The organism is Caulobacter sp. D5, assembly GCF_003185805.1.
GTDB lineage: Bacteria > Pseudomonadota > Alphaproteobacteria > Caulobacterales > Caulobacteraceae > Caulobacter.
The window spans coordinates 1-11,752 of the sequence record NZ_QHJY01000339.1; the positions used below are offsets into that span (position 1 = coordinate 1).

Below are 11,752 nucleotides of genomic sequence, written 5' to 3' on the forward strand. Positions count from 1 at the left end.
GGCGGGGCGGGGGGCCGGCCGCCGAGGCGGTGCTGGCCCAACCGGCCGGCACCGTCCAGGGCCGCATCCGCATGACCGAGCAGGGCGAGATGATCGCCCGCCGCTTCGGCGACCAGCCGACGGCCCGCCGCAACCTCGACGGCCTGGCCGCCGCGGTGGTGCAGTCCAGCCAGCGCCCGGCCCACCGTCCCGACCCCAAGGTCGAGGGCGCGATGACCGCCTTGGCCCAGGCCTCGTTCGAGGGTTACCGCGCGCTCGTTTACGACGACCCGGCCTTCGAGGACTTCTTCTGGTCGGCGACCCCGATCGGCGAGATCGTCGGCCTCAACATCGGCAGCCGTCCGGCCAGCCGCACCGCCAGCCGCAAGATCGAAGACCTGCGGGCCATCCCTTGGGTGTTCAGCTGGTCGCAGGCCCGCTTCATGCTGCCGGGCTGGTACGGCTTCGCCTCGGGCGTCGAGCGCGCGGGCCTGTCGACCGGCCAACTGCAGGATCTGGCCGGCGGCTTCGACTTCTTCGCCTCGCTGCTGTCGAACATGGAGCTGGCGCTCGCTCAAAGCCACATGGGCATCGCCGCCCGCTATGTCGCCCTGTCGCCCGACCAGGACAACGCCCAGCGGATCTTCGAGACCATCAAGCGCGAGCACGACGCGGCCCAGACCATCGCCCTGGCCATCCGCGGCGGTTCCAGCCTGCTCGACAACCAGCCGGAGCTGGCTGAGTCGGTGACCTTGGCCGGCCACTCGGTCGACCCGCTGAACCATCTCCAGCTTGAGCTGCTGGCCCGCCGTCGCGGCGGCGAGCAGGCCGAGGACGTGCGCCTGGCCATCCAGCTGACCGTGGCCGGCATCGCGGCCGGCCTGCGCAATACGGGCTGACCTGAAAAGGGGCGCGCTGATCACCAAATCGGCGCGCCCGTCAAAAATTCCACGAAGCGCGAACCTGCGTTTTCTACAGGCTTGCTCAAATGCCGAAACTGCGCTTATCTGTTCATGACACCGGTGACAACGCGAGCCGAGCTCGATTTGATACCGGTGTCATGACGTTTTGGTCCGCCTCGCGCGACCGGGCGTCCTGCGGCTCTTTGAGTTCGCTCCTGCGCAAACTTTCCCAGGGCGTCAGGCTTCGGCCTGACGCCCTTCATTTTGCCTCGCCTTACCCAACAGGGCAGGGCGGCTGAAATTGACGTGGCGGCAGCCTCGGCCTGTGGCGCAAGCCGCGCGCGCGGGCTAAGGGATCGCCGAACAGATCTTCCACGCGCGGGGCGCTCAGCGGCGCATCGCGCAAGACCATCCCTTCCGGGAGGAGTACGCGAATGCTGAAGAACCGTATGGCGGTGCTGCAGGCCCTTGAGACCCAGGGCGTGGTGCCGGTGTTCTACCACCCGGACGTCGAGATCTGTAAGAACGTCATCCAGGCCTGCGCCGACGGCGGCGCGCCCTGCATCGAGTTCACCAACCGCGGCGACTTCGCAGCCAACGTCTTCTACGAAGTCACCAAGCACTTCGCCTCGGCCGATCCGCGCGTGATCATGGGCGTCGGCTCGATCGTCGATGCGCCGACCGCCGGCCTCTACATCGCCAACGGCGCCAAGTTCATGGTCAGCCCGATCGTCAACGCCGACGTCGCCAAGCTCTGCAACCGCCGCATGATCCCCTACAGCCCCGGCTGCGGTTCGGCGACCGAGATCTCCTACGCCCAGGAACTGGGCTGCGAGATCGTCAAGGTGTTCCCCGGCTCGTCGGTCGGCGGCCCGGACTTCATCAAGGCCGTGATGGGCCCGATGCCCTGGACCAAGATCATGCCGACGGGCGGCGTCGATCCGGACGAGGCCTCGATCAAGAAGTGGTTCGGCGCGGGCATCGTCGCCGCCGGCATGGGCTCCAAGCTGATCACCCAGGAAGCCCTCGACGCCAAGGACTACGCCGGCATCTCCAAGAAGGTGCGCGAGACGGTCGACCTGATCGCCAAGGTGCGCGGCAAGGCCTGATGAGCGATCCGATCCTTGAGCTTCGCCCGGCGTCGGAGACCCGCTGGGACTGCGCGGCCCTCGGCGAGGTGATGCTGAGGCTCGATCCCGGCGACGGGCGGGTGCGCAACGCCCGCCAGTTCCAGGTCTGGGAAGGCGGCGGCGAGTACAACTTCGCCCGCGGCATGAGCAAGTGCTGGGGCAAGCGCTCGACCGTGGCCACGGCCCTGCCCGACAGCGACCTGGGCTGGCTGGTCCAGGACCTGATCGGCCAGGGCGGCGTGGACATGTCCCACGTGGTCTGGCGGCCGTTCGACGGCCTGGGCCGCAACACCCGGGTCGGGCTGAACTTCACCGAGCGCGGCTTCGGCGTGCGCCCGGCCCTGGGCGTTTCCGACCGCGCCAACTCGGCCGCCTCGCAGCTGCGTCCCGGCGAGATCGACTGGGAGCGGCTGTTCGGCGAGGAAGGCGTGCGCTGGTTCCACACCGGCGGCGTGTTCACGGCCCTGGCGTCCAACACAGGCGAGGTGGTGCTGGAGGCCCTGGAGGTCGCCAGGAAGCACGGCGTGATCGTCTCCTTCGACCAGAACTATCGCGCCTCTCTGTGGAAGGACCGAGGCGGCCTCGACGCCGCCCAGGCCCTGAACCGCAAGATCGCCGCCATGACCGACGTGATGATCGGCAACGATCATGACTTCGTGGTGTGCCTGGGCATGGAAATCGACGGTCTGGTGAAGGGCCTGGCCCCCACCGATCCGGCCAACTTCAAGACCCTGGCCCCGCAGGCGGTGAAGGCCTTCCCGAACCTGAAGGTGCTGGCCACCACCCTGCGGGCCGTGCGCTCGGCCAGCGTCAACGACTTCGGCGCGATCCTGTGGGCCGACGGCGGGTTCTACGAGGCCCCGATGCGCGACGGCCTGGCGATCTACGACCGCATCGGCGGCGGCGACGGCTTCGCCTCGGGCCTGGCCTACGCCCTGATGGAGAACCTGGGACCCCAGGCCGCCGTCGACTACGGCGCGGCCCACGCGGCCCTGGCCATGACCACCCCGGGCGACACCTCCATGGTGCGCCTGAAGGAGGTCGAGGCCCTGGTGCAGGGCGCCGGGGCGCGGGTTATTCGGTAACAAGACCCTCCCCCTGAAGGGGGAGGTGGCCCGGAGGGCCGGAGGGGGAAGGGGCTGCTGTCTCCGAACCCACTTCCCTCTCCGTCGGCTCCGCCGACACCTCTCCCTTCAGGGAGAGGGTTTAGAAAAAAGCCCCGGTCCTGCGACCGGGGCTTTTCCATATCATCACCCGTAAAATCCCCGCGAAAGCGGGGACCCAGGCTTTTTCTGAAACGCGGGGCGCTCGACGATAAAACACCTGGGCCCCCGCTTTCGCGGGGGTTTTACGGTGTTGGGATTACTTCCCCGCGCTGACCGCCGGCCCGTACAGCAGCCCGTTGAACAGGAACTTGAACGTCCCGTACGACTGCGCCCGCTGGGTGATTTCCGGGCCCATGACGAACAGCTTGCCCTTGCCCACGTCGACGTCGAGGATCGCCGTGGTGTCCTTCAGGCGGTCCTGGCCGACGGCCCAGCCGCTGCGCAGGGGCTTGGCGCTGTCGAACCACGAGACCTTCGACACCCCCTTGGCGTCCGACTTCAGGGTGAAGGTCGGCGAGCGGTCATAGAAGATGTCCACGTCCGCCGGGATGCCGTAGGCGAGCGGCTGGGTGACGTCGACCTTGGCCCGCAGCACCGAGCCGGGGATGTAGAGCTCCTTGGTCGACAGGCCCACCAGCTTGCCGCCCTCGCTCTTGGCCGTGGCCACGTCCACCGGCGCGCCGAAGGCGGTGGCCAGGCGCGTGGAGGCGCCGATGGCGATCACCGTGCCGCCTTGCTCGGCGAAGGCCTTCAGCTGCGGCAGGGTGGTCTCGTCGGTTACCGTGCCCAGCCACGGACGGTACTCGGCCGGGATCTCCTCGGGCTTGGGCTGCGGATAGCCGCGGCCGGCGCGGAACGGACCGCCGGCCGGGGCGGGCACCACCCCGTCGGCGAACACCAGCACGTCGAAGTCCTTGGCGAGATCCCCGGCGTCCAGGCGCTGCGGGTAGACCACCTGGAAGGGGGCCTCGAACTTCTCGAACATCCAGCGGTTCCAGCCCGACGGCATCGAGCCGCCATAGACGTCGACCAGGCCGATGCGCACCGGCTTCAGGGCGATGGCCTTGCCGCCGGGCTTGGACCCCGTCGCCCAGGCGTCGATACCCAGTTCCTTGACCCCGGCCGTGATCACGCTCGCCGCCGCGGGCGAGTAGGGGACCCAGATGGCCCCGGCCGCGAAGCTCTGCTTGCCGGCCTTGGCGCCGTCCTTCAGCCACGAGACCTGGGCGCCGGCCTTCAGCAGGCGGTTGGTCAGGGTGAAGGCGTTGTTGGGGGCGTGGTCGATCAGCCAGCCGGCCTTGCCCGAGCCCTTCACGGCGCCCGGCTTGACGGCGATCAGGTCGGGCACGCGCTGGAACGGCCCGTCGAAGCCGTCGAGCACGCGGTCGAACCTGATCCCCATCTGGTAGGCCAGGGTGTAGCCGGTGACGTCGTACGGCGCCTTGGGCGGGCCGCCCGGATATTCGGCGTCGTGCGGGTGGTCCTGCGGCTCGAACATGTCGAGGACGTGCGGGCGATAGGCCTGGGCGGTCTTCACCACGTAGGAGCCGGCCGGATAGGTCTTGCCGGCCACGGTGAACGGCTTGGTCGCCTCGTCGACATCGACGCCGGCCTTGATCAGGGCGTTGAGGAAGGCCACGACCGTCGGCTTGTCGGCCTGGTCGGCGGTCAGGATGTAGCCGCGCGGATCACGCTTTTCCGGGGCCTGCAGGATGGTCTTGTAGAGCGAGGGATCGACGGCGGCCGAGGTGGCCGAACCGGTGACCTTGCCCTCGAACTTCACCTTGGCGCCGGCTTCTTTCAGGTCGTCGATCTCGGTCGGGGTGATCGTCCAGCTGTCCTTGGATCCCTTGGCGATCGAGTTGCTGGCCATCTTCCAGATGTTGAACAGCATGCGCTCGCGGTTGCGCGAGGCGTAGTCCATCACCGCGCGGTCCAGGCTCCACTGGTACTCGACCGTCTGGGCCAGATGCCAGGTCTGGGGCGGGGCGGGCATGGGGCGGTCGCCGTTGGGCAGCTGCACCTCGGGCACCAGGTTCAGCGGCATCGGCGTCGGGCCGCCGGTGATCTCGGTCAGCAGGCCCACGGCGTTGTGGAAATAGGCGATGGAGCGTTCCATGCCGTTGTGCCAGGTCGAGTAGGGGGCGGCGCTGCGGGCGCCCGAGCCCGGCTTGTCCTCGGCCACGAGGCGGCTGTGCATGGCCATGCCCACCTCCTGCAGCGAGGTCATGACCAGCGGGTCGTAGTTGTAGTTGAACGGGTCGCGGAACGGCGGGACGAACACCACCATGCCGTTCGGGGCCGGCTGGTGCTGGTTGTAGATGATCTGCGGATACCAGTCGCGGAACAGCACCTTGTTGACGTTGGTGGTCTCGGACATCTGCGACATGAAGCTGTCGCGGTTGTTATCGTGGCCGACGTACTTCTGGTACAGGCGCGGGATCGAGTTGTACTCGCGCTTCTGCGGGTCGGCGTTGCGCATGTACCAGTCGGACACCAGCTCCATGCCGTCCGGATTGTCGTGGCCGAACAGCACGATGACGTCGTCGAGGATGCGCATCGTCTCCGGATCGGTCTTGGTCAGCATCCGGTAGAGCACCTGGATCTGGCCCTGCGAGGTCACCGTCTCGGTGGCGTGCATGCCCGCGTCGATCCAGACCACGGCCTTGCCCGTGGCGGCCAGCTTCTCGGCTTCCTCGCGGGTGACCTCGCCGCGCGCCAGCTTGCGGGCGACTTCCTTGTATTCGTCCAGCTTGGCCAGGTTGGCCGGCGAGGAGACGATCGCCACCCACTGGGTGCGGCCTTCTTCCGACTTGCCGATGTCGACCAGCTTCATGCGGTCCGACTGGCCGGCCAGGGTCTTCAGATAGGCCTCGTAGGCGGTGTAGTCGGCCAGGAAGTAGTCGCTGCCGGGATCCTGGGCGAAGGCCTGGGCGGGCGGGGTGATCTCTGCCGAGAAGGCGGCGTGTCCGCCGAATGTCATCACCAGCGCCAGGGCGGCCCCGGCCATCGCTACGTGTCGCGTCATCGCACTCCCCATCCACCAAAGCGGGGCGCTTGTTTCGCTGGCCCCCTTAGCTTGACGCAGGCGGAGCATGAAACCGCACGTGGAGCCAGGGCGGTCGGTGAATTATTCCGGCGCGCTCACGGCTGCAGGATGACGATCAGCACGGCGGCGATCAGCACCACGCCTTCCACGCCATGGATCACCATGGTCAGCCAGTTGGAGCGGAACGCCTGGGCGGGCAGGCTGTAGCAGAGGCAGCTGATCACCAGGCCGGGCATGATCCAGATCTTGTGCACGTGATAGCCGGCGAACAGCAGGCCGTTGCCCAGCCACGCCCAGCGCCCCCAGGCCCGCTCCATGCGCGGCAGCAGCACGCCGTGAAACAGCAGGGCCTCGCCCAGGGCGTAGTTGAAGAGGCTCGAGACCAAAGCCAGGGCGAGAATGTCCCAGCGCCCCCTGGCCTCGGGCGTGATCAGGTGCTCGATCTGGGCGAAGGCCGGCGTCGCCTCGGCCAGGCGCTGTCCGAAGGGCGTGGCCTGGAACAGCGCCCCGACCGCCTCGTCGCCCAGGAAGCCCAGGCCCACGAACAGAGGAACCAGCAGGAAGGCCGAGGCGAACGGCCGGCCGGTGGAGCGCCAGGTCGGCGCCTTCAGCCACAGCCGCCGACGCAACGCCGGCAGGGTGAAGGCCACGCCCTCCAGCCTCAGCACGATCAGGGCCAGCACGCTCTGCCAGGCCATGCCGACCACCACCATGCGCCAGAACACCAGGCCCGGCAGCGGATCGCCGGGCGTCATCAGCCGGGGCGCGACGACCCAGGCCAGCACGCCCATCGGCGCGACGGCGGCCAGCCAGATCAGCAGGATCAGCAAGGTCTCCCAGGCCAGGGTCAGCCCGCCGGGCACGACCGAAATGCGCGAGGCGTGCACCGGCCGCACGCCTAGAACCGGCGAACGAGGCTGACGAAGCCGGCGGCCGTCTGGCCCTTGGCCATCAGCGGGCTGTCCTTGATGTCGTCGTCGAACACCTCGATTTCGGCGGCGGCGATCACATAGAGCCGCTCGGTCAGCCGGTAGCGGGCCTGGACCCCCAGCGAGGGCACGACCACCCCGCCCGACGGCGCCCGGGCCGTGCGCCCGAACTCATAGGCCAGGGCCGGAGCGACCTCGCTTTCGCGCAGGCCGTAGAGCCAGGTGGCCAGTTTCTCGTCCTTCCACGACAGGCCGGCCACGGCCTCCAGCGACAGCCGTTCGGTGGGCTGGGCGGCCAGGGTCAGGTCGAGATTGATCTCCTGGCCCTCGGTCTCGCCGGTGGCGTCGGCCAGGAGCTCCAGGCTCAGCGTCGCCGGGCCGGCCATGCCGCTGAACCGCGCCCCGACATCGACGCCGGTGTCGCGCTCCAGGAAGGCGAAGTCGCGGGTGTCCTTCGGATCGACCAACTGGAAGCGCGGGCTGATGCGGCCCTCGAGCTTGAAGTGTTTGCTCTCGTAGGCCTTCACCGCCAGGCCCGACAGGTCGGCGGTCAGGTAGCGGTTCTGGTAGAAGAACAGCGGCAGGACGCCGGTCTCGGTTTTCTCGCGGGCGCTCTCATAGGGATTGCTGGTCGCATAGACGCCGGCGCCGAGCAGCAGCAGGTGGTCGGGCTCCTCGCTCTGCGCACGGGCGGCGAACGGGTGGAGCGCCAGGGCGCAGGCGGCCAGGGCGGCGCCCTTCAGGCGGAGGATCATGACTGTTTCTCTCGAACGGGGAGGTGACAGTCACGAGGCTGGAGCAGGCGCCGCCGGGCGTCGTCCGGACGGGTAGGCTAGAAGCGGGCGGGCTTCCGATCCTGCCGGACCGGACATTGCTGGGGAGGGGCGTCAGGCGGCGGGGCGGAAGGCGCTGGGCGGCCGGCCGGCGTGCTTCTTGACCGCGGCGTTGAAGGTCGAGCGCGAGTTGAACCCCACCTCGTAGGCGATTGAGAGAATGGCCTCGTCGGTGGTGCGGATCCGCTCGACGGCCTCGTCGACCCGCCAGCGGTTCACATAGTCGAAGAAGCTCTGGCCCAGGTGCTCGTTCAGCACCTGCGACAGGTGGTTGGGCGAGACGCCGATGCGGGTGGCCAGGGCGCTCAGCGACAGCAGCGGATCACGATGCAGGGCCTCGGCCGCCATCGCCCGGTCCAGCCGCGCGGCGATCTCGACCTGACGCGCCTGCGGCAGGGCCGAGCGGGCGTATTTCTCGGCCGGGGGCAGGGCCTTGGGCGTCTCGGTCTGGGGCGTGAAGATCGGCTGCTGCGACAGGCCAAAGAGGCCGATGGCCGCCGTCCAGGCCAGCTCCACCGCCGCGCCGGCGACATCCAGCCAGTCGGCATGGGAGACGTTCAGCGCCAGCCCCGACTTCACAGCGCCCCAGATCCAGGCCGCCAGCATCACCAGCAGCAGCCCCCGCAGCCAGCTCAGGGTGCGGTTCTCGATGTTGGAAAAGAGGTCGCGCACCCGCCGCACGTGCCGTCCCATCACCCGGAAGGCGGCGGCCAGATAGCCCAGGGTCGTGACCAGGAACAGCGCCACGAAGGCCAGCTGCAGCGGGCCGGCCCAGGCGTCGGTCTCGGCCCCGACGCCGGTGTAGATGGCGATGCGCGTCGGGATCGGCAGGGCGAAGAACGGCAGGGCCAGCAGCAGGGCGATCCCCGCCGGCCAGCAGAGGCGTGCGATCCGCACCGGGCTCCATCCCGCCTCCGGATCCCCGGTCATGGCCACCACATAGGCCAGGATCGCCGGTCCCAGGAACAGCGAGGTCGACCACAGGATCCCTGTCGCCCAAGGGGCGGCGGCATAGACGCCGCCGCGATCCAGGATCAGGTCGACGCCCGACAGCGCGCTCAGCAGCAGGAACACCGCCAGCGCCGTCGCCGGAGCCTTCCGCCAGCCGGGCCGCAGCACCAGCTGCGTCGCCGCGAACAGCCCGATGGCGGCGGCGGCCGACGACAGGATCAGCACCAGGGCGCCGCTCATTCAGTCATTTCCCCGAAACCGCGCCAGAAGCCTTCCGCGCGAAACGGCGCGGAGAGTGTCGCGGAACGTGCGTCGCCTCAAGCCTGCGACAGGCTCAGCACGTTGCCGTCGGGATCGGCGAACCAGGCGACCTTCGCCTTGCCGTCGGGAGCGGTCCATATGCCCAGGGCGTCCTGGCCGAAGCCCTCGTAGATCGTGAACACCACGCCCCGGCCGGCCAGGGTCCGCACGGCGGCCTCGATGTCCGCCACGTTCCAGCCGAACACCGGGTGCGCGCCAGCCTTGAAGTCGGGCAGGGCGGTCAGGCGGATCAGCGCCTCTCCGGCCTCCAGGAAGTCGCCGAACGGATCGGAGCTGCGGACCGCAAGGCCCAGGGCCTGGCCGTAGAAGTCCAGCGCCCGCTGGCGGTCGCTGACGTGGATGAAGGCGACGGGTGTTCCTAAGATCGCGGCCACGTCCTGCCCCCTCATGCTGCTGGGAGCGACCTTGGCGCCGAACCGCGGCGTCGGCAAATGCCCAGCCTTAAGCCGCGGCGAAGTCCCGGATGCTCATCGGGCTGCTCTGGCTGACCGGCAGGATGAAGCTGACCGTGGTGCCTTCGCCCGGGTTGGAGACCATCTCCAGGGCGCCGTCGTGCATCTCGACCAGCGACTTGGTCAGGGCCAGGCCCAGGCCCGTGCCTTGCGTGGTCTTGGAGTGCTGGCTTTCCACCTGCTCGAACGGACGCGCCAGGCGGGCCAGGTCCTCGGCGGCGATGCCGATGCCGGTGTCGGTGACCGACACCTTCACCCGCTCGCCCAGCGGATCGCGGCGGATTTCGGCGCGCACGGTGACGCGGCCCTGGCGGGGGGTGAACTTGATGGCGTTGCTCAGCAGGTTCAGCAGCACCTGCTTGACCGCGCGGTAGTCGGCCTCGATCTCGGGCAGGGGCGGGAAGTCGACCTCCAGCTTCAGCCCGGCGGCCTCGGCGCGGTTGCGCACCAGGCGCACGGCGTCCTCGGTGACGTCTTCCAGGTGCAGCGGCTCGAACTTCAGGTTCATCTTGCCGGCCTCGATCTTCGACATGTCGAGGATGTCGTTGATCAGGGCCAGCAGGTGCTGGCCGCTGTTGTGGATGTCGAGGCTGTAGCCCTTGTAGCGCTGGTCGCCGAGCGGGCCGAACATCTCGTTCATCATGATCTCGGAGAAGCCGTTGATGGCGTTCAGCGGCGTGCGCAGCTCGTGGGACATGTTGGCCAGGAACTCGCTCTTGGCCTTGTTGGCGCCCTCGGCCTTGACCTTCTCCATCTCGTACTTGCGGGCCAGCTCGGCCAGCTGCTCCTGGCTGCGCTCCAGGCCGGCGACGGCGTTCTGGAGCTGCTCCTCGTTGCGGCGGCGGGCCTCTTCCTGGGTCTTGATGGCGGTGATGTCGGCGGCGGTCATCACCAGGCCGCCCTCAGCCGTGCGCCGCTCGCTGATCTGGATCCAGCGGCCGTCGTTCATCTCGGCCTCGCGCACGCCCTTGGCGCCGGTCGGATCGGGGATCTCCTGCTTGATGGCCAGGGCCGCGAAGCGGTTGACCTCGGCGCGGGCGGCGCCGGGCTTCAGGATCCGCGGCTCCAGCGAGAAGACGCTGCGGTAGTTCCTGTTGCACATCAGCAGGCGCCCCTGGCGGTCCCAGAGCACGAAGGCCTCCGACACGCTCTCGATGGCGTCGCGCAGGCGGTTCTCGGCGGCCTGGGCGCGGGCCTGGGCCAGGCGCTCCTCGGTGACGTCCAGCGCCACGCCGATGATCCGCGAATAGCCGTCCTCGCCCGGCTTGCCGAAGCCCTGGCCGCGGGCGTCCACCCAGATCGAACGGCCGCCGTGCTCGCGGGCGGGGATGCGGAACGACACGTCGAAGGCGCCGAACTGGGCGGCGTTGGCCAGGGCCTGGCGCACGCGGTCGCGGTGGTCCGACGAGATCCGCTCGACCAGGTCCTCGCCGGGCGCGACGCCGCCGCCGCCCCAGCCGAACATCGCGCCGGTGACGTCGGACATGTAGACCTCGTCCGAGCGCAGGTCCCATTCCCAGATGCCGCAGCGGGCGGCCTCGACGGCCAGGCGGAAGCGCTGCTCGCTGTCGATGAACTCGCGCTGGGCGGCCTCGGCGCGGCGGCTCTGCAGCATCAGGATCAGGGCCAGGGCGATGCCGGCGGCCAGCGGGATCAGCAGGGTCAGCGCGCCTTCCATCAGGCGGCGGTCGACATTGGCGACGGTGTGGCTGGGGGCGCTGACGGCGGCGATCAGGGCGCCCTGGGCCAGGGGCTCGAAGGCCACGTCCAGGCCCGAGCCGTCGACGCCGCGGCCGGTCAGGGCGGCGGCCCCGCCTTGCAGGTCCTCCACCGACAGGGCGTAGGCCTGGTCGAGGCTGGCGGCGCCCTGCACCGCGCGGCCGACGCCGACCAGCAGGCCGCCGTCCGGCAGGAAGAGGGCGTTGGACTGGGTCTTGTCCGGCTCGCCCAGCAGGCGCGAGGGATCGCCGGCGGCGATGACGTAGCCGCGGCCGGCCGAGGTCTGGGCGGCTATGGCCACGTAGAGGCGGCCGCTGCGGCCGACGCCGCCGATCCAGGCGCTGCGGCCCGAGGCGGCGGCGGCGCGGGCTGCTTCACGCC

Annotated in this window: 8 protein-coding genes and 1 pseudogene; 3 read left to right on the forward strand and 6 right to left on the reverse strand. The window is 69.4% G+C overall.

The genetic code is table 11. The features are described from left to right. From DMC18_RS20035 to DMC18_RS20045, 3 genes are all read left to right on the forward strand, one after another. Nucleotides 1-878, forward strand: an 878-nt coding sequence (locus DMC18_RS20035; protein WP_146218146.1) for a phosphoenolpyruvate carboxylase, incomplete at its 5' end; no start/stop codon positions are given. A 437-nt stretch (nt 879-1,315) separates the two neighbouring features. Continuing rightward, nucleotides 1,316-1,990 carry a bifunctional 4-hydroxy-2-oxoglutarate aldolase/2-dehydro-3-deoxy-phosphogluconate aldolase gene (locus tag DMC18_RS20040; RefSeq protein WP_058348668.1) on the forward strand — a complete coding sequence of 225 codons (675 nt, stop codon included), beginning with the start codon at nt 1,316-1,318 and terminating at the stop codon, nt 1,988-1,990. Further along, nucleotides 1,990-3,096 (forward strand): sugar kinase, encoded by a 1,107-nt coding sequence (locus DMC18_RS20045; RefSeq protein WP_110120125.1) that lies wholly within the window; start codon nt 1,990-1,992, stop codon nt 3,094-3,096. The genes DMC18_RS20040 and DMC18_RS20045 overlap by 1 nt, the downstream gene beginning before the upstream one ends. A 277-nt stretch (nt 3,097-3,373) precedes the next feature. Here DMC18_RS20045 and DMC18_RS20050 read toward each other — a convergent pair. From DMC18_RS20050 to DMC18_RS20075, 6 genes and pseudogenes are all read right to left on the reverse strand, one after another. Continuing rightward, nucleotides 3,374-6,148, reverse strand: a pseudogene (locus DMC18_RS20050) (M14 family zinc carboxypeptidase); the annotation flags it as partial. A gap of 113 nt (nt 6,149-6,261) precedes the next feature. Next, nucleotides 6,262-7,053: a CPBP family intramembrane glutamic endopeptidase gene (locus DMC18_RS20055; protein WP_110120123.1), complete on the reverse strand. Its 792-nt coding sequence runs from the start codon at nt 7,051-7,053 to the stop codon at nt 6,262-6,264. An 11-nt stretch (nt 7,054-7,064) separates the two neighbouring features. Continuing rightward, nucleotides 7,065-7,850 (reverse strand): MipA/OmpV family protein, encoded by a 786-nt coding sequence (locus tag DMC18_RS20060; protein ID WP_110120122.1) that lies wholly within the window; start codon nt 7,848-7,850, stop codon nt 7,065-7,067. A gap of 132 nt (nt 7,851-7,982) precedes the next feature. Beyond that, nucleotides 7,983-9,119, reverse strand: coding sequence for an AraC family transcriptional regulator (locus DMC18_RS20065; protein WP_110120121.1), 1,137 nt, complete (start codon nt 9,117-9,119; stop codon nt 7,983-7,985). 77 nt (nt 9,120-9,196) lie between these two features. Next, a complete protein-coding gene (locus DMC18_RS20070) occupies nt 9,197-9,574 on the reverse strand; it encodes a VOC family protein (RefSeq protein WP_199228467.1) in 378 nt (125 codons plus the stop codon). A gap of 67 nt (nt 9,575-9,641) precedes the next feature. Then, the coding region (locus DMC18_RS20075; protein WP_110133246.1) for a PAS domain-containing sensor histidine kinase at nt 9,642-11,752 on the reverse strand (2,111 nt) is incomplete at its 5' end.

What these genes read in the sequence shown, in the direction of transcription:
- DMC18_RS20040 (WP_058348668.1), top strand. Translation starts at nt 1,316, where the DNA reads ATGCTGAAGAACCGTATGGCGGTGCTGCAGGCCCTTGAGACCCAGGGC.
- DMC18_RS20045 (WP_110120125.1), top strand. Translation starts at nt 1,990, where the DNA reads ATGAGCGATCCGATCCTTGAGCTTCGCCCGGCGTCGGAGACCCGCTGG.
- DMC18_RS20060 (WP_110120122.1), bottom strand. Translation starts at nt 7,850, where the DNA reads ATGATCCTCCGCCTGAAGGGCGCCGCCCTGGCCGCCTGCGCCCTGGCG.
- DMC18_RS20065 (WP_110120121.1), bottom strand. Translation starts at nt 9,119, where the DNA reads ATGAGCGGCGCCCTGGTGCTGATCCTGTCGTCGGCCGCCGCCGCCATC.